This window comes from Paracoccus hibiscisoli (assembly GCF_005048265.1).
Taxonomy (GTDB): domain Bacteria; phylum Pseudomonadota; class Alphaproteobacteria; order Rhodobacterales; family Rhodobacteraceae; genus Paracoccus; species Paracoccus hibiscisoli.
Genome location: NZ_SUNH01000008.1, coordinates 45,474 through 69,382, shown reverse-complemented (window position 1 = coordinate 69,382; position 23,909 = coordinate 45,474). Strand labels below are relative to the sequence as shown.

Genomic DNA, 23,909 nt, shown 5'->3' with positions numbered 1-23,909 from the left:
CCCCTGCCAAAGGCGTCGCTGTCAGGACCCGGACCCGGGCGTGAACGCCGTGACAAAGGCTGCCACGGCGGCATCGCTGTCACCCTGGGCATAGGCCTCCATCCCGACCGGGCCGCGATAGCCGATCCGCACCAGCGCTGTGGCGATGGTGGGATAGTTGATCTCGCCTGTGCCCGGCTCGCAGCGGCCGGGGTTGTCGGCGACCTGGATCTCTCCGATCCAGGGCTGGCACCGTTCGCACCAGCGGATCAGGTCACCCTCTCCGATCTGGGTGTGATACAGGTCCAGGTTCATGCGCAGCTGGGGCCGGTCAATCGACGACACCAGCGCCAGCACATCGCCCGTCGATGCGAAGGGACAGCCGGGATGGTCGCGCGGGTTGAGGTTCTCCAGCGTAAAGACCACGCCCTCACGCTTGGCCAGGTCGCAGATCCGGTTCAGCGTATCGCGCGCCCTGAGCCACATCGGGCCGGTGACGGCATCATGCTGCATGATTGGAATGCCGTGATCGCCCAGCCCGGTGCCGTGCAGGTTCAGCCGCGCCACGCCAAGCCGCTTGCCGACCTGGATCGCCTCGCACGCCGAGGCCAGCAGCATCGCGGCCCCGTCCTCATCCGCAAGCCGGCCCTGCAGATAGCCGTTCATGATTGTATAGCGCGCGCCCACGGCGGCCAGCTTGTCCAGATCATGCCGGTCCCAGTTCCACAGGCCGACGCCCAGCCCCATCTCGGTCAGGCGCGCCGCGCGCCAGTCGATGGGGCGGTCCAGCCACAGCATTTCCGCGCAGGCGGCCAAGTCGAAGGGTCGCGACATGGATGGGCCCTCCTCAGGCCAGATGCGCCATCTCGGGCGCGGCGACGAACCGCCAGTTGCGGCGGGGTCCGGCCATGACGTTGAGGTAATACAGCCCGAACCCGTGGGGCGCGCCGCAGGGGTGGTGGCCGCGGGGCACCAGCACCACGTCGTGATCGCGTACGGCCATCACCTCGTCCAGGCTGCCGTCATCGGTATAGACGCGCTGGACCGCCCAGCCATCGGCCGGGTTCAGGCGGTGGTAATAGATCTCCTCCAGATAGGTGATGCGCGGGAAATCATCCTCGTCATGGCGGTGGCTGGGATAGGAGGACCAATGCCCCGCGGGGGTGAAGACCTCGGTCACCAGCAGGCTGTCGCAGACATCCTCGGCCTCCATGGCGATGTTGTTGATCCAGCGCGTGTTGGTGCCCTCGCCGCGCTGCGTGAGGGTGATGCCGTCCGGACCGATGCGGCGCGCGGCGTGCCCGTCATGGCCTGGCGCGGAACAGACCGCGATGGTGCAGTCGGTCACGGCCTCGGCCGCCCAGTCCTGATCGTTGGGCACATAGAGGCAATGCGGCGGGGTCCGTTCGAACACGTCCATCCGCTCGCCCAGCACGCCCCAGTCCTGGCCCGCGGCGCGGAAGGCGGCCTTGCCCTCGACCATGACCAGCATCACCTCGCGGTCGCCTGTGGCCTCCGCGATGCGTTCGCCCGGACGCAGGCGGTGCAGCGCAAAGCCCACGTAGCGCCAGCCCGCATCGGCGGGGGTGATCCGGTGCACCGCGCCATGGGTGCCAAAGGGTCGTCTCAGCAAATCGGCCATGGCCTGCTCCTATTCCGTGTCACGGTCCAGCCCGGCCTCGCGGGCGGCGGCCTTCAGCGCCTTCAGCCCCATCGCCTGATAGGTCAACGGGTTGCGGACCACCGGGTCCTGTTCCGCCTCGATCACCAGCCAGCCCTCATAGCCGACATCGGCCAGGATGAGCAGCAGCGGCACGAAATCGATGGCCCCCTCCGGATCGCCCGGCACGGTAAAGGCCCCGGCCATGACGCCCTGCAGGAAGGACAACCCCTCGGCCCGCACCCGCTCGGTCACGGGGCGGCGGATGTTCTTGGCGTGGAAATGCGAGACGCGGGCCGCGTGGCGGCGCAGCACGGCCTCGGGGTCGCCCCCGCCAAAGGTGCAGTGCCCCGCATCGAACAGCAGATGCGTGGCAGGGCCTGTCGCGGCCATGAAGGCGTCGATCTCCTCGGGGCTTTCGACCACGGTGCCCATGTGGTGGTGATAGACCAGCGTGACGCCCTGCGCCGCCATCCAGGCCGCGAATTCCTCCATCCGGGCACCGAACGCCGCCATCTGATCGCCGGTCAGGCGGGGCCGGTCATTGACGGCGACATCGGGGCTGCCATGCACGGTGTTCGAACATTCGCAGACGATGCAAACCTTGCACCCGTTGGCCTTGAGCCGCGCCAGATGGGGCCCGACCGCTTCGATCTCCTCGGCGACGGACCGCGTCAGCAGATGCGTCGAATACCACCCCGAGATGAAGCGCAGCCCGTATTCCGCCAGCAGGGTTTTCAGTTCCTGCGGGTCCTCGGGCCAACGATGGCCGTTCTCGATGCCGTCAAACCCGATCTCTCGGCCCGCCTCGCGCAGGATCTGTTCGGTCGGGATATGGGCGCCGATGGACTGGTCGTCGTCATTGGCCCAGGCAATCGGGTTGGTGCCGTAAAGGATCATGGTTGTGCCTCAGTTGATCAGGGATTGCCGGGCGGCGTGGTCAAGATAGCGGGCATAGGCCTGTTTCAGCCTGTCAGTGCCGCCGGTCGCGGGAACGGCCACGTCCCACCAGTGACCCGCTCCCTCCAGCCCGTCGCCGGGACCGGGGCGGGCGGTGGTCTCGATCACGATCACGGTGGGGATGGCACGGTCGCGGGCGGCGGCGATCTCCGCCTCCAGCGCGGACAGGTCGTCGGCGCGGACCGCATGCGCGCCCATGCTGGCCGCATGGGCGACGAAATTGATCTCGGGCTGCGCCTCGACCCGGCTGTCCACATACATGTTGTTGAAGGGCGCGCCGCCGGTATGCGCCTGCAGCCGGTTGATGCAGCCATAGCCGCGATTGTCGGTCAGGATCACCGTGAAGGGCACGCGCCGCATCACCGCGGTGGCCAATTCGCTGTTGGCCATCATATAGCTGCCGTCGCCCACGAAACACAGCACCTGCCGGTCGGGCCGCGCCAGGGCCAGCCCCATCGCGCCCGCGATTTCGTATCCCATGCAGGAGAACCCGTATTCCATGTGATAGCCCCCCTGCGACGCCCGCCACAGCAGCTTCAGCGCCCCGGGCATGGTGCCCGCCGCGCACATCGCGATGCCCTCGGGCGCGGCGCGCTGGACCGCGCCGATCACCTGCGCATCGGTCGGCAGGCCCTCCGGCGGTGTCGCGCAATGCGCCTCGACCGCCGCCAGCCAGTCGGCGCGCGCCTGCATGTCTGGGCTGAAGCGCAGATCGCCCAAGGCCCCGCTCAGCGCCTCCAGCGCCACGCGCGCATCCGCGACCAGCGACACCGCGCCATGCTTGGCCGCGTCATAGGGCTGGACATTGACCGCCAGAATCCGCGCGTCGAACAGCGTCCGCGACCCGGTGGTGAAATCCTGCAACCGCGTGCCCACCGCAATCACCAGATCCGCCGCCTGCGCTGCCTGGTTGGCCGCGGCCGACCCGTCCACCCCCGCAGCCCCCAGATTCATCGGATGCGCCTGCGCCAGAGCGGACTTGCCCGCCTGCGTCTCGACCACCGGAATGCGGTGGCGCGCTGCGAAATCGGCCAGCGCCTGTTCGGCCCCGGAATGGATCACCCCACCGCCGCAGACGATCACCGGCGCCCTGGCCGCGCGGATCATCGCCACTGCGCCCTCCAGCTCGCCCGCATCGGGGGCGGGGCGGCGGATGCGCCAGACGCGCGGCGCAAAGAACGCCTCGGGCCAATCATGGGCCTCGGCCTGCACATCCTGGCAAAAGGCCAGGCAGACCGGCCCGCATTCGGCGGGATCGGTCATCACCCGCATCGCCCGCGGCAGCGCGGTCAGCAGATGCTCGGGCCGGGTGATGCGGTCGAAATACCGGACCACGGGGCGAAAGCAGTCATTCGCGCTGACCGTGCCGTCGCCGAAATCCTCGACCTGCTGCAGCACCGGGTCCGGCCTGCGGCTGGCATAGACATCTCCGGGGATCAGCAACAGCGGCAGCCGGTTCACATGCGCCAGCGCGGCCGCCGTGACCATGTTCGTGGCCCCCGGACCGATGCTGGCCGTGACCGCCTGCGCCCGCCTGCGCCCATGCCCCTTGGCAAACGCGATGGCGGCATGTGCCATGGTCTGCTCGTTCTGCCCCCGCCAGGTGGGCAGGGCATCGCCGATCCCGTGCAGCGCCTGGCCCAGGCCCGCCACGTTGCCATGGCCAAAGATCGCCCAGACCCCGTCGATGAACCGCTCGCCATCCTCGGTCATCTGCACCGACAGCCATTGCACCATCGCCTGCGCCGCGGTCAACCGCACCCTGTCTCCCATCGCCCGCCCCTTCTTCATGAAAATATCCCGCGGGGGGAAATCCCGAAGGGATTGGGGGGCGTGAAGCCCCCTACCACCGCCCCCGGCAAGTCCCGCCCGCTCATGCGCCACCCTGCGCCGCGACCCGCGCGCGGTCCCAGATTCCGCACAGCCGGGCATAGCGGTCGGCCATCGCGCCAACCGCATCCTCGTCGCCCGTGCGCCCGGCGAACCAGTCCCGCGCCACCGCGCCAAAGATCGTCCGCCCGACCGCAAAACCGCGTACCAGCGGAAAGCCTGCCGCGACGCGGAAACTGGCCTCCAGCTCCGCCTCGGGCGCGTCCAGGCCCAGGACGACGATGCCGCGGGTGTGGCGGTCATGCTCCTCGATGGCGGCGATGGCCTTGGACCAGGCGGCGGCGCTGGTCAGCGGCTCAAGCTTCCACCAGTCGGGAAAAATGCCCGCCGCATAGAACTGCCGGATCAGCACCGCGGTGGTGTCCTCATCCACCGGCCCGACCTTGGAGGGGATGATCTCCAGCAGGAAATCCAGCCCGTTCCGGCGTGCTGCGGTGAACAGGCGCCCCACGGTCGCCTCCTGCTCGGCCCGCAGGGCGGCATCGTCGTCGGGGTGGCAGAAGCACAGCACCTTGACCACATTCTCGCGCGCCCATTCGGACAGGCCGCCGCAATCGGCGCCCAGCTCCGGCTCCAGCGTCAGGGGCCGCGATCCGGGCCATTCGGCGGGCCGCCCGATCCACAGGCCGGTGCCGCTGGCCGCATGCAGCGCAGCACGACCGATGCGGTTGTCGCACAGGATCCCATGCCCTGGCTGCCCGTCCTGCACCCGCAATGCCGCGTCCAGGCACAGCCGCTTGAAGGCCGCGCCCTTGGCGGGGGTGTACCCCTCCAGGACCTCCAGCTGCATCCGGTGGTCAAAGGCAAAGACCCGCATCGTGGACCAGTCGCCGCCCATGCGGCCCTGGCGGTTGGTGGCCCAATGCACCTGCTCCAGCGCCGCGTCGTTCCTCAGGTCGGGCTGCACCACGCCGCGATCCAGGAAAAAACGCAGCTCCTCCAGGCTGGGATAGGCGGGCGTGCAGCCATGGCGGCTGACCGCGAAGGCCCCGCAGGCATTGGCGTATTCCAGCGCGCGCGGCCAGGGCTCGTCGTCCAGCCAGCCCTTCAGCAGGCCGGAAAAGAACCCGTCGCCCGCGCCCAGCACGTTGAAGACCTCGATGGGGAAACCCGGCCCCTGCTGGCCGCTGTCCCAACCGTCGATGGCACCCGCAAAGGCCACGGCACCCGCCGCACCCCGCTTGCAGACCAGCACCGCATCGCTCAGCGCGCGGACGGCGCGCAGGGCGTCCAGCGTGTCGGTGGTGCCGCCGGCGATGTGGAACTCTTCCTCGGTGCCGACGATCAGATCGAACAGGGCCAGCGTCGCCTGCAGCCGCGCCGTCACGGCGGCGCTTTCGACAAAGCGGCTCTCGCCCGCGCCATGGCCCGCCACGCCCCACAGATTGGGGCGATAGTCGATGTCCAGGGCGGTCCGCGCGCCATGCGCCCGCGCCAGCGTCAGCGCGCGCATCACCGCGGCCTCGGTTCGGGGATGCGACAGATGCGTGCCGGTCGCCAGCACACAGCGCGCGTCCGCGATCAGCGCCTCGTCGATGTCGCCCTGGGATAGCGCCATGTCGGCGCAGTTCTCACGATAGAAGATCAGCGGAAAGCTGTCCTCATCGCGGATGCCCAGGATGACCAGCGCGGTCAGCCGCTCGGGGTCGGTGGCCACGCCGCGCACATCGACGCCCTCGCGGATCAGCTGTTCGCGGATGAAGCGGCCCATATGCTCGTCGCCCACCCGCGTGATCACGGCAGAGCGCAGCCCCAAGCGCGCCGTCCCGCAGGCGATGTTCGTCGGGCTGCCGCCGATATATTTTGCAAACGAGCCCATATCCTCCAGCCGCCCGCCGACCTGCTGGCCGTACAGGTCAACGCTGCTGCGTCCGATGGTGATCACGTCAAGCGTCTTCATGCGCCCTCCAGGGAAACGGGACGACCGGCGCTGGTCGCCATGGCGTGGATGATCCGTTCGATCTGCAGGCCGGCGGCGAAATCGGGCCCGCAGGGGGTGCCGCCTTGGGTGGCGCGGATCAGGTCGCGGCATTCCACGACCTTCTGTTCGTTGAAGCCGAACCCATGCCCCGGTGCGGGGCAGAAGGCGGCGAAATCCGGCTGGTCCGGCCCGGTCAGGTGGCGGGTGAAGCCCGCCTCGCCCGCCCGGTGGACCCACAATTCGTTTATGTGTTCCTGGTCGAAGATCAGGGTGCCGTCGCTGCCGTGGATCTCCCATTGCAGGCGGCATTTGCGGCCCCGTGCCACGCGCGATGTGGCGAACGACCCCTGTGCACCGCTGGAAAAGCGGATCAGGGCCAAGGCGCTGTCCTCGTTCTCCACCGCGCGGGGGCCGTCGGGCGAGGGGCGCGTGGGCACGGCGATCTGGGTCATGGCGGTCAGTTCGGCCACCGGGCCCATCAGCGCGACCATGACGCTGACCAGATGACAGCCCAGATCGCCAAGCGCGCCAAGTCCGCCCTCCTGATGCGTCATCCGCCAGGACCAGGGCAGGGACGGGTCGGCGGAGTAATCCTCGTCATAGACCCCGCGAAAGGCCAGGGTGGTGCCGATTACCCCATCCGCCACCATCGCACGCGCCGCCTGAAAGGCCGGGCTGCGCAGATAGTTGTAGCCCAGCAGCGTCACCTGACCAGGATGCGCGGCCGCCAGATCGGCCATCGCCTGCGCGTCGGCCAGGGTCAGCGCCATGGGCTTTTCCAGCCAGACATGCTTGCCCGCGCGCAGGGCCGCCTCGGCCATGGGGCGGTGCAACCCGTTTGGGGTGGTGATGCTGACCACGTCGACGCCCGGGTTGGCGACTGCTGCCTGCCAGTCAGCCGTCGCGCGGGCAAAGCCCCAAGCCCGGGCCAGATCGCCCGGCGCCGCGGCATCGGCCAGAACCTCCAGCCGCGGCGGCGTGCCACCAAAGGCGGTCGCCACGTTGCGCCAGGCCATGGCGTGACACTTGCCCATGAAGCCCGTGCCGATCAGCGCGACGCCCAGGGACATCAGATCGTCCCCCCCAGGCTGCCTTCGAGGGTCGCCAGCTCCTGCCCGCCGGCCATCAGGTCCTGCAATTCGGCGGCGTCGATCTCACCGCGATTGGCGGTGCCCAGGGTCTGGCCGCGGTTCAGCACGGTAAAGCGGTCGCCCACCGCCAGCGCATGGCGCACGTTGTGGCTGATGAAGACCATGCCCACGCCCTGCGACCGGACCCGCGCGATGGTCGCCAGCACGTTCGAGGTCTGGCGCACGCCAAGCGCGCTGGTCGGTTCGTCCAGGATCAGCACCTTGGCGCCGAAATGGACGGCCCGCGCGATGGCCACGGTCTGGCGTTCGCCGCCCGACAGCGTGCCCACCGCCTGATCGGGCGCGCGCAGGTTGATGCCCATCTGGCGCATCTTCTCCATCGTGATGCGGTTCGCGGTCTCGATGTCAAAGCGCTTGATGAAACGACCCACGGTCGGTTCACGCCCCATGAAGAAATTGCGCGTGACGCTCATCAGCGGGATCATGGCCAGATCCTGAAAGACCGTGGCGATGCCCGCCTCCATCGCGTCGCGCGGGCTGGAGAATTCCATCGGGCGGCCCTCGAAGGTGATCGTCCCCTCGGTCGGCTTGTGGACGCCCGACATGGTCTTGATGAAGGTCGACTTGCCCGCGCCATTGTCGCCCAGCAGGCAATGGCACTCGCCGGGGCGCACGTCGAAGGTAACGCCGTTCAGGGCGATCACATTGCCGAAGTGCTTCTTGATGCCCTGCATCTGGATGATCGGATCGGACATCTCAGCGCTCCCCGGTCACGCGTTTGCGGATGACGTTGTTGAAGACCACCGCCAGCAGCAGCATGCCGCCCAGAAAGACCTGGAACCAGTCCTGGTCGAACCCGGTATAGGTCAGCCCGATGGTGACCATGCCGAAGATGATCGCCCCGAAGAACGCGCCGATGGCCGAGCCGTAGCCCCCCGTCAGCAGGCAGCCCCCGATGACGGCGGCGATGATCGCCTCGAATTCCTTCATGAAGCCGCGCCGCGCATCGGTGGACCCGGTGTCGATAACGGTGATGATCGCGACCAGCGCCGCCGCGCAGGCGGTCAGCATGAACAGCGAGATCTTGACCCGCCGCACCGGCACGCCGGAATTGCTGGCGGCGTTCTTGTCGCCGCCGGTGGCAAAGATCCAGTTGCCCGCGGGCGTGCGCAGCAGCACGAAGGTCGCGATCAGCGTGACCGCCACGAACCACAGGATCGACACCGGAATCCCCGGCACGGCGGGCGTCCCCGATGCCAGCTTGGCCGTCCAGCCATGATCGGCCATCCAGCGGAACAGACCGCCGAAGGCATGGCCCGAAAAGAGCGGCGTCAGCCAGTCGGCCGCCACCGCGTCACGCACGCCGCGCAGCTGGGTCGCGCCGCCGGTAAAGACCTTCAGCCCGACCAGCGAGGCGCCGCGCAGGATGAACAGGAAGGCCAGCGTCACGATGAAGCTGGGCAGCCCGGTGCGCAGCACGATGGCGCCGTTGGCCGCCCCCACCAGTGCGGCAAAGCCCATGGTCAGCGGAATGGCCAGGATCAGCGGCAGGCCCATGTTCACGACCAGCACGCCAAAGATCATGCCCGCGAAGGCCACCATCGAGCCGATGGACAGGTCGAACTCTCCGCCGATCATCAGCATGGCGGCGGCGATCCCCAGGATGCCCAGCTGGGCGGCGGGGGTCAGGAAATTCATGATGCCCGCCAGGGTGAACATCGATGGGCTGGCGGTGAACAGAAAGAAGATGGTGACTAGGATCACCCCGCCGATGGCCCCCAGTTCGGGCCGCTTCATCAGGCGCGTGGTGATGGATTCGGTCTTGATCCGTTCGTCCGCGGATGCGGCGGCTTGCGTGGCCATGGGTCGGTTCCCCTCTGCTGTCGGTCGGATGGGGCGGGCGCGGACGCCCGCCCGCAGCGGATCAGCGGATGCCCTGGGCGGACAGCTCGATCACCTGGCCCGCGGCCTCCTGCATCACCAGGTTCGGGCCCGAGGGCACGTCGCCGCCCGGCATCAGACCATATTGCGCATGCAGCGCCAGGAAGGTGACCGGCAGATAGCCCTGCAGATACTGCTGCTGGTCGATGGCGAATGCGGCGCGGCCTTCGGACACGGCCTCGAGGAAGCCCGCCGACAGATCGAAGCTGGCGATCAGCACATCGTCGCGGCCAAGCGCCTGGACGGCGGCCACGGTCGGCTCTCCGACCAGGCTTGCGCCCAGGCCCAGGACGGTGTCCACCTCGGGGTCGGATTCCAGGGCGGCGCGGACACGGGCCTGCACCTCGGTCGGGTCGTTCTGGGTCGGGATGACGTTGACCGGGTTGCCAAAGCCTTCGGCAAAGCCCGCGCAGCGCTGATCCAGGCTGACATTGCCGACCTCTTGGTTGACGCAGATGCCCTTGGTGCCGCCCAGCTCGGCCAGACGTTCGCCCGCGGCGACGCCCGCGTCATATTCTGACTGACCCACATGCAGCCGCGCGCCCAGATCGGCGGCGACATCGGCGCCCGAATTCATCGAGATGACGGGAATACCCGCCTCGACCGCCCGCCGGATCGAGGGGCCAAGCGCGTCGGGGTCGGGGATCGACACGACCAGGCCGTCGGGCTGCTGGTTGACGGCGGCGTCGATCAGCTGGCTCATGGCGACCATGTCAAAGATCTCGGGGGCGCGGAAATCGACGGTGGCGCCGGTATGCTCGCCCGCCAGGGCCGCACCGTTCTTGACGACCGACCAGAACGGGTCGTTCGCCTGACCATGAGCCACCACGATGATGTTCTGTGCCATCGCCGGGGCCGCCAGCGCCATCAGCGCCGCGACCGCGGCCGAAGCTGCATATCTGTTCATGTTCATCCCTCCCTGTGGGTTGTTGTCGCAACGGGGCGCGATGGCCCCGCCGTCGGTCCGGCATGCTCCCCTGCCGGATATCGTGGGGCTGCGCTGCCGCTCCTCCGGCGGCGCAGCCCGTATTTCCGTCAGCCGGGCACCGGCACCGTCCGCCCGGTGCGCGCGGATTCGGTCGCGGCCTCGGCCATGGCCAGCGCCGCGATGCCGTCGGCCAGCGTGACCGGAACCGGCGCGCCGTCCAGGCACGCGGCCAGGAACGCATCCCATTCCGCAGCATAGGCGGCCATGTAGCGTTCCAGGAAGAAATAGGTCGGCTTGCCCGAAACGACGCCCGTCGCGGTCGAGCGGACAACCGTGTTCTCCAGCATGTTGCCCGCCTGCAGCAGCCCGTCCGAGCCCAACAGCTCGACCCGCTGGTCATAGCCATAGACCGCGCGGCGGCTGTTCTTGATCACGGCGAGGCGGCCATCGGCATAGGTCAGGGTGACCACGGCGGTATCCACATCGCCCGCCGCCCCGATCGCGGGGTCGACGATGCTGCTGCCCACGGCGTGGACCGATACGGGCATGGCGTCCATGATGAAGTTCGACATGTCGAAGTCGTGGATCATCATGTCCCGGAACAGCCCACCCGACACCTTGACGTAATCGACCGGCGGCGGCGCGGGGTCGAACGAGGTGATGGACAGCAGCTCGGGCCGCCCGATATCGCCTGCGCGCAGCGATGTCTTGAGCCCGGCGAAATTCGCGTCAAAGCGGCGATTGAACCCGATCATCACCGGAACGCCCAGATTCTGGACGGACCGCAGGCAGGCCCGGGCGCGCTCCAGCGACAGATCGACGGGCTTTTCGCACAGGACCGCCTTGCCTGCGCGGGCGGCGGCCTCGATCAGGTCGGAATGCGTGTCGGTCGAGGTGGCGATCAGCGCCGCGTCGATGTCCGGATCGTTCAGGATCGCATCGGATGTGCGCGCCTCGGCGCCATGTCTGTCGGCCAGCGTCCGGGCGGCCTCCTGATGGACATCTGACACCGCCACCAGCTGCGAACGCATGTGGCCCGCGATGTTGACCGCGTGGACATGGCCTATCCTGCCCGCGCCCAGCAAACCGACTTTCAGCATCAAATCCCCCCGATCCGCGGCGCCTCACCCGTCCGCCTGGTGAAAGAAATACACCCTTTGCACGCGTGTGCAAGATATTTTTGCACGCGCGTGCTTTCTGTGAGAAATCTGGCCGGTTGACACCTATGCTTGGCGGTATCAGACCGGACCGACATGACGAGGGAGAGACCCCATGCCGAAATCCGACGGCTTCGAGAATGTGACCGCTGACGATGTCGCCGCGGCGACCGGCGTGTCGCGATGGACGGTCAACCGGGCCTTCAAGAAGGACGCCTCGATCTCGCCCAAGACGCGGGCCAAGGTCATGTCGGCCGCGCAGACGCTTGGCTATGTCCCCGATCTCAGCGCGGCGGCGCTGGCCTCCACGCGTTCGAACCTCGTGGCGCTGCTGGTCGACGATTTCACCAACCCGCACAAGCTGGTCATGATGGAGCGCCTGACCCGCGCGCTGCGCAGCCGGGGGTGGGACACGCTTCTGGTCAACACGCTGGACCGCGAGGACACGGCCCCCGCCTTGCTGAACGCCAGCCAGCGGCGGGTCGATGCGACGATCCTGATCGGGGTGCAGTTCGACGACGAGGTTCTGGCTGCGGCGCAGGGTGCGCGGCGGTTTCGAAAGCTGATCATCTTTGCGCGCAGCTCGTCGAACCCCGACACGATCTCGATCGCTGTCGACGATGAGGCCGCCACCCGAGAGATCGCCCAATACGTGCTGGGCAAGGGATATCAGCGCCCCCTCTATGTCGCGGGCCCGCGGACGGTCTCGGCGCATCTGCTGAGAAAGGAGACCTTTCAGGAGGTCTGGCACGGCAAATTCGGCGTCCTGCCCGAGACGGTGTCGGTGGATCGCTACGATTCGATCATGGCGGCCGAGGTCGCATATGACACCCTGCGCGACCGCCCCGTCAGCGCCTTGCCCGATGTCATCGTCTGCGAGAATGACGCGCTGGCGCTTGGGGTCATCGACACGATCCGGCATCGCCTGCAATTGCGCATCCCCGACGATATCGCGGTGGTGGGCTTTGACGATGTGCCCGCCGCATCCAGCCCCAATTACAGGCTGACCACCTATCGCCAGCCGCTGACCGACATGTCGAATTACCTGGTGGATGTGCTGGAGGGCCCCGACGCCACGAACCTGGACCGCAAGTTCATCGGCCGTCTGGTCATCCGGGAAAGCGCCTGAGTCCACCCGAACCGCAGTCCCCGCCCACTCTGCACCGCTGCCGTGACGTGCTACAGTTCGTGGAGGACCGGTTGCACGTCGCAGACCGACATGGCGATGTCCACGACATGGCGGTGATGGGTCAGATAGATCGCCTGCCCCCGTCCCCCGATCGCCTCCATGACGCGGCAGGCGGCGCTGGTGCGGTCCTCGTCAAAGGTCTCGAAGATGTCGTCGCAGAAGAACGGCAGCCTTGTGCCTTGCGACACCAGCTGTTCGTGCGCGGCCGCCCGCAGCGCCAGATACAGCTGAAAGCGCGTGCCCTTGGACATTTCCGCGGCACGCTTGCTGGCACCGTTCCGGTCGACCGCCAGCAGGATCTCGCTATCCTTCTCGATCTGCGTGGACAGGGACGGATAGGCGCCCTGCGTCAGGCTGGCAAAGCACTGCTCGGTCGCGGTCATCATGCCGCTGCGGTGGGTGTCCCGATAGCGCCGGATCGCATCCGAGGCGAGGCGATGGCCCAGTGACAGTTCCAGATGCTGAAGGGCGGCTTCCTCCAGCTGCAGTTCCAGCGTTGCCTTGCGCTCGACCAGGGCGGCGATCTCGGCGTCGCCTTTGACCTGCGACAGGGCGCGCTCGGCCGTGGTGCGGGCCTCGATCGCCTGCGTCAGCGTCGTCTCGGCATGCTCAAGGTCGGACCCGTTGCTGCGCAGCGCCGCCTCAACATCCGCCATCGACAGGCCCGCCAGCTGGTCGCGGGCGGCGGCGATGTCGGTCGCCCCCAGCTCCAGCAGGACGCTGCGCTGGCGGCTGGCCAGCAGAGAGCGGTCGGCGATGGCCCGCTGTGTCCGGGCCGCGATCTGGCGCAGCAGGTCGATATCGGTCAGCGTCGCGGGATCGGGGAAGACCGTGGCGATCGCCGCAACCTCCTGATCGATGCCGCGCAGCCTGTCCTGGTTGCGGGCCCTCTCAGCCCGGGCCGCGTCGATATCCCGGTCCAGACCCTGGGCGGCGTCGCGGGTGACCCGCGCCTGATCCGCCAGGGTCTTCAACGCCGCATAGGTCTGCGCGGCCGTCGGCTGAAGCGTGATGCCTTGGGTCCGGGCCAGAGCCTCGACCGCGTCGGCGAACCGCGCCTGATCCGCCTGCATGGCGCTGATGCGTTGTTCGGCGGCAGCGCGGGCCACCTCGTGCTCGCGCAGGACGCGCAGCGGGTCCAGAGTGGTCATCAGGCAATCCGCCGAGACCAGCCCGCCCAGATGCGCGGCGACCAGCTGCTGCCATGCGTCGCGGGCGGCACGCTCGGCGCCCTGGGCGGTGGCCAGCCGCGCCTGTCGTCCGGCCAGATCACGCTGTGCCTGGCGCAGCGTATCCTCGGCCTTGGCCCGCGTCTCGCGCTGCGCGCGATCCCTGTCCGCCACGGCCCGCGCCGCATTCAGCGCGCTGCCAAGGTCGACGGGATCGACGGGCAAAAGCGCCGCCAGCTCGGCCCGCAGTGCCGCGCCGCGGTCCAGCACCGGACGGTTGGCATCCTCCGCCTCGCGCAGCGAGAGGGCGGCGTCCCGGGCCTGCACGTGCCGTTCCACCCATGCCAGCCATTCCTGCGGCGACAGGCCATCCGAAAGGCCGACCTGCCTGGCCGCGTCCCTGACGGCCTCCTCGATCTGCGTGATCGCGGCCTGCAGGGCGTTGATGCTTTGGCTCCGCTGCGCGGCACGGGCCTCGGCCTCCGCGGCCGCCTGTTCGATCTGACGCAGCTGGCCCAGTTCGCTGGCCTGCCCAAGCCGGGCATCCGTCGCCGCGTCGTGTCGCAGCAGGGCGTCGTGGAACGCCGCCGCCGTCCGCCCGTCCAAAGCCGCCAGATGCTTTGCCCATTGCTCGTCGCGCGCGGCCCGCAGGGCCTTGGCATCGCTGTCGGACACGACGGTCCTGCTGCGGGTCAGGGCCTCTGCCTGCGCGTCGCAGGCCGCGCGATCCGCAAGATGGTCGTCGCGCCGGGTGGTGGCCGCGCCCAGGTCTGCGCGCAACGCGCGGTGACGGTCGACCCATTCCGATGCCGCTATCCGGGATGTGGGACAGTCCGGAATGCGGTCAAACACCGCGGCCCCATACGCCAGGTCCGCCAGCGCCCGCGCAGCCCTGGCGCGGGCGGCGCCGGTGGCCTGCAGCGCTGCGGCATGGGCGGGGGCCAGGTCGTCCGCATTGAACCGCAGCAGGACATCGGCGATCCCGGGCGCGTCCTTCTGCGGGGGCAGGGAGGCCAGCGCCGCTTGGGCCGCGTCCACCCTGTGCTGCAGCGCGACGGCCTCCCGTGCTTCCGCCGCCGCGTGGGCGATGGCCTCGCGCAGCGCCTCCCGGGCCTGATCGAGTGTCGCGATGATCCCCACCGACAGGACAAGGGACCGCGGGTCGGCCCCGGATGAGGCGACCCCAAGATCGTGCAGGGCCCGTGTCATGCCCGCCTCGGCGGCGCACCGCTCGTCCAGGCGTCGGTCCAGGTCCAGATGCGCCCCGCGATCCCGGGCGGCCAGATCCTCCAGATCGTCCAGCGCCGTCGCAAGCGCGTCCAGGGCCGGGTCCACGGCCAGGCCACCCCGCCGTTCCGTCAATGCGGTCAAGTGCCTGGTCAGACGATCGACATTGTGCAGCGCAACACCGCGATCAACGCTCAGCGTGGTCAGCCGCTCGGGGTCAAAGTCCAGCTGCGCGGGAAGGTCGGCGCAGGGCGCGATGGCGGCCTCAAGACCGGCGATCTCGGCCATCAGCGGAAGGGCGCGTTTCTGTCCCTCGATTTTCGCGCGTCCGGCGTTCAGCATGTCCCGGGCATGGCGCGCGGCCTTCTCTGTGTCCTGCGCCCTGGTCAGGTCCTTCTTCAGGGCCTTCCACGCGCTGGCCGTGACATCACGTTCCTTGATCTGCCCGTCCAGGTCGCCCAGTTCACGCCTCAGTTCGGCCATCCGCGTCGTCCGGCCCCGCCGCTTCCACAGCGCGTCGGCCTGGTCCCGGACCCCATCCAGAACGCCGCTGAGATCGGCGACCCCCGCCGCGGCCGAGAACAGCAGCCGGCCGATATCGCCCTGAGCGTTGGCGATCTCTTCTCCGCCGCTGACGATCGTGTCGTCATCCAGGCACAGAAGTCTGCGATAATCGTCCTGCGACAGCCCGGCCAGATGCGCGGACAGCGCGGTTTCCGGCAGCGCCGTGCCCGTCTCATCGACCAGAGAGCCGCTGCGCTTGGGCAGGCGGGTGAAGTGCCGCGTCGCACCGCCGATCTCCAGCGTGGCCGAGACCTGCAGATTGCTGCGGGCGTGCTTGAAGGCATAATCCTCGCGCAGCGGAAAGCCGTAGAACAGCCGCAGCGCGGCCTCCATCGTGGTGGTCTTCCCCGCCTCATTGGGCCCGTAGACGATGTGGAAATCAGGCCGATCGCCCGCGGGTCCGAAATCGAATGTGCGGTCGGTGAAATGGCCGAAACGCTCCAGGGACAGGCGCCGGATCCGCATCAGCCGGCCGCCCCCTTCATGCGCGCCAGAACGCGGTTCGCGCCCGCCTGCGCCAGCCGGTCGGTCAGGTCGTTCCGCGCGGTGGCGTCCGGCATCAGCCGGTCACGCAAGCCGGGCGGCAGGTCCTGCAGCACGGCATCGACCTCCTCCCTGGCGATGGCCGCGAAACCGGGCTCCGCGCGGATCTGCGTCATCATGGCCGCCAGTTCGTCGGCGGCCCCGTCGCCGGCATCGGGCGGTGCGATATCCAGCACCAGCTTGTCGATCCACAGATCGCCCTCTGCACGGGCCAGGTCGTCGACCCGTTCGGACCAGACATCGTGATCCCTGACAATCTGCCAGTGGCGCGGCGTCCGGCCCGTCAGGGTCAGCCGGATCACCCCGGTCGCGGCGGTGATTTCCCGGCGCAGCGCGGACATATGCTGGCGCAGCATCACGCGCAGGGCGTCGTCGCTGTCCGCATCGGTGATGTCCAGGGTGCTGTGGACGAACTCAACGACCGAGGTCCGCCGTTCGCTGACCGCGATCCGGCCCTGATCGATGGTCAGCAGCGTGACCGATTTCGACCCCGACTCTCCGATGTCACGGCCCTGGGGGATGCCGGGCATGACGACCCAGGGCGATTCGGAATGGACCTGACGCTTGTGCACATGCCCAAGCGCCCAATAATCGAACCCCATCCTTGCCAGATCCGCCACACTGCAGGGCGCATAGACGTCATGGCCCGCCGCCCCCGCCAGAGAGCTGTGCAGCATCGCGATGTTCACCGCATCGGGGACCGGCGCCTTGAAACGTGGCAGCAGGCTGTCGGGGGCGTGACGGTCCGCAAAGCTGACACCGTGGACCCAGACATCCTCGGCCAGCTGTTCACGGCTGCCCCGGGCGTCGAAGACATGCACATGGGACGGCAGGTCCAGCGTGCCGGTGATGGGGTTTTCGGCGTCGTGGTTGCCCTTGGTATAGAACACCCTGATCCCCGCATCGCCAAGCCGATCCAGCTCTCCCATCAGAAAGGCTCCGGTGCGCGCGCTCCGCTCGCCGCCGTCGAACAGGTCGCCCGCGATCAGCAGGGCCGCGACATCCTCGGCGATCGCCAGATCGACCAGGTGGCTGAAGGACGCCCGCGTGGCGGCCGCGACGGCGTCACGCAGCGGGGCGTTTCTCAGGGCAAGGGACCGCAGAGGAGAGTCCAGATGGATGTCGGCAGTATGCAGTATTTTCGTCACTTTTGGCCCCTTTGCCCCGGATATGACTGAAACAGCGGTTCCACGTCAAATCAACCCACGATTCCCGAGCATCCGCCCTGCGCGCGGGTCCGGCGGCACCCTGCCTTCTGCGGATCAACGGTGGCCCTGACCGACCGGGTCGGATCGCCCGCGTGCATAAGGGCCGGACCCTCTCGCAGGCCGCACCGTCCGGGCAACCGGTCAATCCAGACAGGATCGCGGTGGAGCGACTGTCCGCGCTTTCGCGGCTGGCTGTGGCCCAGCCTGACGTCGGGCAGGATATCGTCGATGGAATGGCCGCGGACCTTGCCGAAGGCGGGTTCGGCCGGGACCCTGGCGCGTAGCTCGTTCCCGTGAATCAGATCAGGCCAATCCAGCCTCTGGGCCCGCGATCTGTCTATGCAGCCCTTGAGTTCCTCCCGAACCCCAAAACAGGGTCTTCGGGCGAGGGAATTGTCCATCTGAGCTGCTGTCTGTTTCGTGGTCACGCAGATAGGGTCGTTACCAAGGAACAAGAGATCAGGCATGGTAAGACGGAACTTTACGGATGCGTGAGCTACTCCCCTACTCTTGGACAAATTTCCGGCTGATTTAAGCTACTGCCTGCACCTGCTGATCGGTTTCGATGGTGTTGAAGTAGACCACGGCGGGTGGTTGACCGCCACGGGCGGCGTGAGGCCGCTGGTGGTTGTAGAAGGTGATCCAGGCCCCGATGCCAGCCTTGGCCTGAGGGCCGGTCTCCCAAGCGTGCAGGTCGACGCATTCGTACCTCAGGGACCGCCAGAGGCGTTCGATGATCGAGGGCATGAACGCCATCGGTCCGAGTGAGTGCCCGAGGGTTGTAGATGCACCGGCCCTTGCCATCCATCGAGATCCGGGTGCCGACCCGTTTCAGGCGGTCGGTCCAGGCGAAGGACGTGAACTGCGATCCCTGATCGGAGTTCATGATCTCGGGCGGGCCGAACTTGTGGATCGCCTCTTTCAGGGCCTCGACGCAGAAGTCAGCTTCCAGGGTATTCGAGATGCGCCAGGCCAGAACCTTCCGGGTGAACCAGTCCATGACAGCCACCAGATAGAGCGAGGCATGAGCCGCCACCGGTCCGAGGCCATGCCGAGCACCGCGGCGCATCGGGATGTCGGCGCACCAGACTTGGTTGGGCCGCTCCACCCGCAGCCCACCCGAGCCAGATAGGGGTAGGTCTTGTGGCCCGTGGCCTGCCTGCTGGTATCGGGCTTCTGGTAGATCGGCAGTGAGGAGGGTCACAAAACGGTCCGGTGGACCGTTTTCCCGACGAACGCGCATCAGCCGCATCAGTCGCCGGATGCGCTTGTCGTTCACAATATGGCCCTCGTTCTGCAGGTGCCACGTCATCTGCTGCACGCCGTAAAACGGTGTCTCGAGGAACTGCTTGTCAATCACCACCATGAGGTCGAGGTTCATGGCCGTCTCGCCCATCAGTTCGGAGTAGAACGACGATCGCGAGATCGACAGCAGGTGGCATTGCGCCCCGACCGACAGGCTCGGGTGGTTCTTCTCAATCATGCCACGCCTCACTTGCCGGTCCAGGGCTTGAGCTTTCGTGACATCGAAGTGAGAACCGTGGCCCCTGTGGGGCCGCGTAAGTCTCACGGAGCATCATTGGCCACAGCCTTCGCCATCGGGCTCGGACCGATGACGCCTCGATGGCTCAGTCCCCGATCTTGGCATGCAGGGACCGCACCGTGTCCTCATCAACAGAGGGAGCCGCCTTGCCGCCCCGCTTGAAGATGTCAGCAGCACCATCGAGCAGAGACTTCTTCCACTGATGGATCATCGTCGGATGCACGCCATATTCGGCGGCCAACTCAGACAACGTGCGCTCGCCCTTCAAGGCTTCCAGCGCAACACGGGCCTTGAATCCCGCGTCATGGTTCCTGCGTTTCTTCATGTCCTGATCTCCTCGCTCTTGAAGACCAGCAGACGTCAGATCGTAGCTTCCGTCACTGTCTGATTTTCGGGGAGTAGCTCACAGTTGCTAATAGATGAGGCGACTATGCCTTGGGTCGTCACGGATGAACCCTGAGTTGCGGCCCCCACGCTCGAGAATCGGCACGCAGGTCTCTGCCGCGAACATGGTCACGCAGGTGGGCAAGACACGCTGATCCCGCAGAACCTGCACAGGCCGACAATACGCTGCAGGACCGCCCCCGGATCACCGGATGAGCCCACTTACTAGTGCTACGCCCCGCATTCCAGCCGCCGCCGACATTAGAGATAGAGGGCTTCAATAAGGCACATACGCACTGTGCCGTATCGAAAGCGCGACGACCTGTCAGGGCGGGCGGGACTGACAGGCCGTCAGGCGGACCGTGCTATTGAAGTGCGACGAAATCCTCGTCCAGCCCGGCCAGAGCATCGTCGATCCGGGCGCTGCTGTCGGCGATCCAGGCGGCGTGATCGTCAAGCCGCTGGCGCGCGGTGGCGATCATGCGCGCCATCTCGTCGGGCTGCGGCCCGCCCGATGTCGCTCTGGCACGGATGATCGCCGTGGGGTCCAGGGCGGCGCGGAACTCGGCCTCGGACAGCGGCAGCTGGGCAGGGGCGTCGGTGTCGGTCACCGTCTCGGCATAGATGCGCGCGGCCTCGGCATAGGGAAAGTCCAGCGGTCCCTGACCGGACTGACGGGCCACGGTGACGATCTTGGAGGCGATGTGATGACCCTCGCGGAACGGCAGGCCGTGGTCGCGCATCAGGATGTCTGCGATTTCCTGCGAGGCCGTCCAGTCACTGTTCAACTCCTCCAGCGCCCGCGCCTCATCCACCACCAGCGCACCCAGAACCTGATCCAGCCGTGCCAGCACGCCGATGCCCGCCTCGATCATGGCGCCGTTCTGCGCGGCGCTTTTCGGGTCGGGCATGCCGGGCGTGATATTGTGGGTCTGGATCACCGGCCCCATCGCCAGCGCGATCGCCTGCGAGGCGTCGCTGCGGGTGTTGTTCAGCAGGCCCGGATTGCGCTTCTGCGGCATCGCGGACGAGGCATAGGTGTTCTCGCCCCCCTCCTCCAACAGGATCCATGGCCGGGTCTGGGCGTATTGCGTCATGATATCCTCGACAAAATTGCCCGCATGCAGCGCGACCGAGGTGACGATGCCCGCCACCTCGACCGGATGTTCCATCGACGAGATCTGCGAGGCGTCATAGGCATTCTCGACCAGGCCGGCAAAGCCCAGATAATCGGCCATGCGCTGGCGGTTCAGCGGCCAGCTTGTCCCGTTCAGCACCGTCGTGCCCATCGCGCTGCGGTCGATCCGGGCATAGGCCTCGCGGACGCGCTGCGCGTCGCGTTCGAACCCGGCCGCATGACCCAGCAGGTAATGGCCAAGGCTGTTGGGCTGGGCCGCGACCCCGTTGGTATAGTTCGGCACCACGGTCTCGGCATGACGCTCGGCCAGATCGACCAGCGTGGTGCCGGTCGTATGCAGGCCGTCGGCCAGGTCCCGCAACTGATCGCGCAGCATGGCCGCGCGGAAGGTTGCGTGCATGTCCTGGCTGGACCGGCCCGCATGCAGCAGCGTCGCATCGATGCCGCCCGCCTCGATCAGCAGCGGCTCGAAGGTGAGGACGGTGCGGGGCCGGGCGCCACCCTGGGCATTGCCCGCGGCGATCACCTCGGCCAGTGCGGTGGCCATCGCCGGGGCCAGTGCGGGGTCCAGCAGGCCCTCCTGGCTGTTGATGACCAGCGTGGCCTTGTTCATCTGGCCCAGCCAGAAGAACTCGTCGCGGGGCGGGCCATCCTGGGCCAGGGCGGGCGTGGCAGCCATAAGCGCGGTCGAAAGCAGGATGGAAAGGGGGGTGGTGTTCATGTCATCTCTCCCAGAGGGTTCATCAGGTGTTCAGAAGCGCATCGCGATGCCGGCATTCACCGTCGCCCGCGAGCCGTCCCGGTGGCCGATGCGGCCATCGACGGCAAGCCACGTGCTGGCGGCAGGCGTGATGGCCATCTCGGCCGCGACCGACACGCGTCCAAAGGATCGGTCCTGCGGGCCTTGCGTCACCGGGGTGACGCCACCCCCGGCATCGATGATCGAGATCGCCGTCGGTCGCCCGTCGGCCAGTTCACGGACATAGCGCGCATCGGCAGACAAAGTCAGCGGGCGTGCGGCCAGTTCCACGGTCTGGCGGACCTGCACGCCCAACTGCACTTCGATGCTTTCATAGCGCAGCCGGTCATAGCCTGCGGCGCGGCGGACGGGGCCGTCCTCGGAATGGGCGTCGATCGTGGTGCGGCGATAATCCAGCGCCGCCACCGGGCCAAAGCTGAGACGGTCGGTGACAGCCTGCTGCCGTCCGCCCGTGATCGAGGCGGACAGGATGCGCGCATCCGTGCGGATGTCGAACCGCTCTTGCAGGAATTCGTAGCCCAGATCCGAGACCATCGAAAAGTCGCGATGCCCCTCGATCCGGCTGCGGGAATGGCCCGCGGTGGCGACCAGCCAGTTGCTGCCATCCGACCAGGCCGCATCCAGGCCCGCCGAAAGGGTGTCGGCCTCAAGATCACCGACATCGCCCTTGCTGTCGCCGCGCTGCAGGCTAAGCCCCGCCCCAAAGCTGAGCCGTTCGTCGATCTGCACCGAGCCGCCGACATGGGCAGTCAGCGCGCGACTGTCCTGAAGGCCAAGGGCCGTCCGGCCCGACGACCGCGCGGCCCCGCTGACCGCGACATGCGGCGTCAGGCGACCGATATCCGCCGGGGCACGCAGCCTGGCCAAGGCGGCGCGCACACGGTCCGCCGCTAGGCTGTCCTGCTGCGCCGTCAGCAGATCCGCGGTCTGTGCGGCTAGGGCACTGGCGCCGATGATGGATTCAAAGATGTCGCGGCCGGTTTCCTCGGCGGCGATCATGTTCAGCAGAAAGCTTGCCACGCGCTGCAGGGCAAAGGCATCCTCGGACCCGATGCCCAGTTCGGCGGCGGCAATCTCGCCCTGGGCGAAGATCAGCGGGTCCAGCCCGGTCGTCTGCCCGAACAGGGTCAGCGCGCTGAGATACGAGCCATACTTGCTGGCATGCGTGCCATCGTCGAACCACAGGTTGATGCTGCCCTCGGCCTCGGCCTGCCGCCCCCAGAAATCGCGCGCCGCGACGCCGCCTTGCACGGCCGACAGAAAGGCCTGTCCGACCGGCACGATCCCCTCGAACCTCAGGGCGCCCTGCTGGCGGGCCGCGTCAAAGGCCTGCTGGTAACCCTCGACCAGTTCCGCCGTCATCGCCTCGAGCGTGTCGAAATGCGTCTCGCGCGAGACGGTGTCGGTCCAGGTGATCGAGCCGTCCGCGTCGTTGCGCGCGGTGTCCAGCGCGCCATCGATCAGGTTCGGTCTGGCCCAGGTCTGATACAGATAGACCTGCGCATCCGGGTTGGCATTCGCGTTGAGATAGTCCCCCCGGCTGCGGCTGCAGGTCACGCGGGTCCGCCCGGTCGCCTCGCAGGCGGCCTGCCGTTCCTCGACGGTCTCGCCGTCATAGGCATCGCGGTCGCGCAATTCGCCGGTGCCTGCTGGCGACTGGACCAGATCCCGGATGGCATTGGCGTAATAGCGGAACCCTTCGCGGTCGGATCCAAGGTCGTGGCCGTATTCATTGACGCTTGGGGCCAGGGGGTTCGCGCTTTGCTCTTGCAGCACGACCTTGTCCCAAGCGCGCAGTTCCATGTTGCCGCGCAGATCCCAGTTGGCCGGATTGCTGTTCAGCAGATGGCCCCGCAGTGATGCCGCGTTTCGCGTGGACAGGAATACGTTATAGTCCAGCCCCGCCTGATCGGTCAGCTGCTTGAAGATCCCGGGAACGCCGCCCCAGGGATGCGGCTCGAAGGTCAGGCTGCCGGTCGTATCGGTAAAGCTGCCGCCCCGCGCGGGCGAGGTCAGGTCGGTCACGTTGTCGGTGTTATAGCTCATGACCGGGTCGATGCGGCCGAATGTATAGCTGTTGCCGATGAACAGGATGTCCACCGGGTCAGCAAGTGCTGTCACGGGCAGCCCCAGCAGGGCGAAGGTGGTGATTTTCAGCATGGTCGTCTCCTCCAGGCTTGACGGCGCGGCGGTCGGTCGCTGCGTGACGTCAAAGCGTCTGGTCATGAACGAAAGCGTCTGGCAGCCGCTATCCGACCGGCGCGCGAACGTGCGACGGATAGGCGGAGATTGAACCAGAGCAGGATGATGGTGCGCCGTACGGTTCTTGCCGCGACGCGCGATCGTGGCACGCCGCTAGGGCGCCCCGGTCACGATGGGTATGGGCATGTCAGGTTTCCTCCCTAGAAAAGTCAGCCGGCACGAGGGCTGTTAGCCTATGCGCCACGCGTCGGACCGCCTCCACGATCCGCGGACCATGAACGGGCCGGGGTCAGGGCAAAACAAGGAAAAATGAGCAGGATCGGCAAGAAATCCGGTTGTGCCGTCTGGCTATGGGTGGAATCGGTAACATTCCGTTCAGATGATGGGGGTGAAAGGGGACATCCACACGGCATTGTTGCAGAGCTGGGCGTTGAAGCAGGGCTCCCGCTTACCCC

General features: G+C 67.6%; 15 protein-coding genes and 1 pseudogene. 1 reads left to right on the top strand and 15 read right to left on the bottom strand.

All coding sequences use genetic code 11. The features are described 5' to 3' along the window. Positions 1–21 precede the first annotated feature (21 nt). The 10 genes from FA740_RS06445 to iolG all read right to left on the bottom strand — a co-directional run bounded on the left by FA740_RS06445 (position 22) and on the right by iolG (position 11,470). Positions 22–813, bottom strand: coding sequence for a TIM barrel protein (locus tag FA740_RS06445; RefSeq protein ID WP_136855960.1), 792 nt, complete (start codon positions 811–813; stop codon positions 22–24). Between the two features lie 13 nt (positions 814–826). Beyond that, positions 827–1,621: a 5-deoxy-glucuronate isomerase gene (iolB, locus tag FA740_RS06440; RefSeq protein ID WP_136855959.1), complete on the bottom strand. Its 795-nt coding sequence runs from the start codon at positions 1,619–1,621 to the stop codon at positions 827–829. 9 nt (positions 1,622–1,630) lie between these two features. Next, positions 1,631–2,539 (bottom strand): myo-inosose-2 dehydratase, encoded by a 909-nt coding sequence (iolE, locus tag FA740_RS06435; RefSeq protein WP_136855958.1) that lies wholly within the window; start codon positions 2,537–2,539, stop codon positions 1,631–1,633. A gap of 9 nt (positions 2,540–2,548) precedes the next feature. Beyond that, complete coding sequence (iolD, locus tag FA740_RS06430) at positions 2,549–4,372, bottom strand: 3D-(3,5/4)-trihydroxycyclohexane-1,2-dione acylhydrolase (decyclizing) (RefSeq protein ID WP_136855957.1); 1,824 nt, start codon at positions 4,370–4,372, stop codon at positions 2,549–2,551. A gap of 100 nt (positions 4,373–4,472) precedes the next feature. Next, entirely contained in the window at positions 4,473–6,389 is a 1,917-nt protein-coding gene (locus FA740_RS06425; protein WP_136855956.1) for a bifunctional 5-dehydro-2-deoxygluconokinase/5-dehydro-2-deoxyphosphogluconate aldolase, read from the bottom strand. Continuing rightward, positions 6,386–7,480 carry a Gfo/Idh/MocA family protein gene (locus tag FA740_RS06420; protein WP_136855955.1) on the bottom strand — a complete coding sequence of 365 codons (1,095 nt, stop codon included), beginning with the start codon at positions 7,478–7,480 and terminating at the stop codon, positions 6,386–6,388. Before FA740_RS06420 ends, FA740_RS06425 begins: the two co-directional genes overlap by 4 nt. After that, complete coding sequence (locus FA740_RS06415) at positions 7,480–8,256, bottom strand: ATP-binding cassette domain-containing protein (RefSeq protein WP_136855954.1); 777 nt, start codon at positions 8,254–8,256, stop codon at positions 7,480–7,482. Before FA740_RS06415 ends, FA740_RS06420 begins: the two co-directional genes overlap by 1 nt. A 1-nt stretch (position 8,257) precedes the next feature. After that, positions 8,258–9,364, bottom strand: coding sequence for an ABC transporter permease (locus tag FA740_RS06410; protein WP_136855953.1), 1,107 nt, complete (start codon positions 9,362–9,364; stop codon positions 8,258–8,260). Positions 9,365–9,425: 61 nt separating this feature from the next. Then, the gene (locus FA740_RS06405) at positions 9,426–10,349 is read right to left on the bottom strand and encodes a sugar ABC transporter substrate-binding protein (protein WP_136855952.1); all 924 of its coding nucleotides are present in this window, start codon (positions 10,347–10,349) and stop codon (positions 9,426–9,428) included. A 128-nt stretch (positions 10,350–10,477) separates the two neighbouring features. Beyond that, positions 10,478–11,470: an inositol 2-dehydrogenase gene (gene iolG, locus FA740_RS06400; protein WP_136855951.1), complete on the bottom strand. Its 993-nt coding sequence runs from the start codon at positions 11,468–11,470 to the stop codon at positions 10,478–10,480. Between the two features lie 172 nt (positions 11,471–11,642). Here iolG and FA740_RS06395 point away from each other — a divergent pair, with 172 nt between their 5' ends. After that, on the top strand, positions 11,643–12,656 hold the full coding sequence (locus FA740_RS06395; protein ID WP_136855950.1) for a LacI family DNA-binding transcriptional regulator: 1,014 nt from the start codon (positions 11,643–11,645) through the stop codon (positions 12,654–12,656). Between the two features lie 50 nt (positions 12,657–12,706). Here the strand turns inward: FA740_RS06395 and FA740_RS06390 are convergent, their stop codons facing one another. The 5 genes and pseudogenes from FA740_RS06390 to FA740_RS06370 form a co-directional block, all read right to left on the bottom strand. After that, the gene (locus FA740_RS06390; protein WP_136855949.1) at positions 12,707–16,141 is read right to left on the bottom strand and encodes a YhaN family protein; all 3,435 of its coding nucleotides are present in this window, start codon (positions 16,139–16,141) and stop codon (positions 12,707–12,709) included. After that, the gene (locus tag FA740_RS06385; RefSeq protein WP_136855948.1) at positions 16,141–17,367 is read right to left on the bottom strand and encodes a metallophosphoesterase family protein; all 1,227 of its coding nucleotides are present in this window, start codon (positions 17,365–17,367) and stop codon (positions 16,141–16,143) included. The genes FA740_RS06390 and FA740_RS06385 overlap by 1 nt, the downstream gene beginning before the upstream one ends. A 591-nt stretch (positions 17,368–17,958) precedes the next feature. Beyond that, a pseudogene (locus FA740_RS06380) lies at positions 17,959–19,295 on the bottom strand (IS3 family transposase). A gap of 424 nt (positions 19,296–19,719) precedes the next feature. Next, a complete protein-coding gene (locus FA740_RS06375) occupies positions 19,720–21,213 on the bottom strand; it encodes an argininosuccinate lyase (protein ID WP_136855947.1) in 1,494 nt (497 codons plus the stop codon). A 30-nt stretch (positions 21,214–21,243) separates the two neighbouring features. After that, entirely contained in the window at positions 21,244–23,478 is a 2,235-nt protein-coding gene (locus tag FA740_RS06370) for an autotransporter outer membrane beta-barrel domain-containing protein (protein ID WP_136855946.1), read from the bottom strand. Positions 23,479–23,909: the final 431 nt, after the last annotated feature.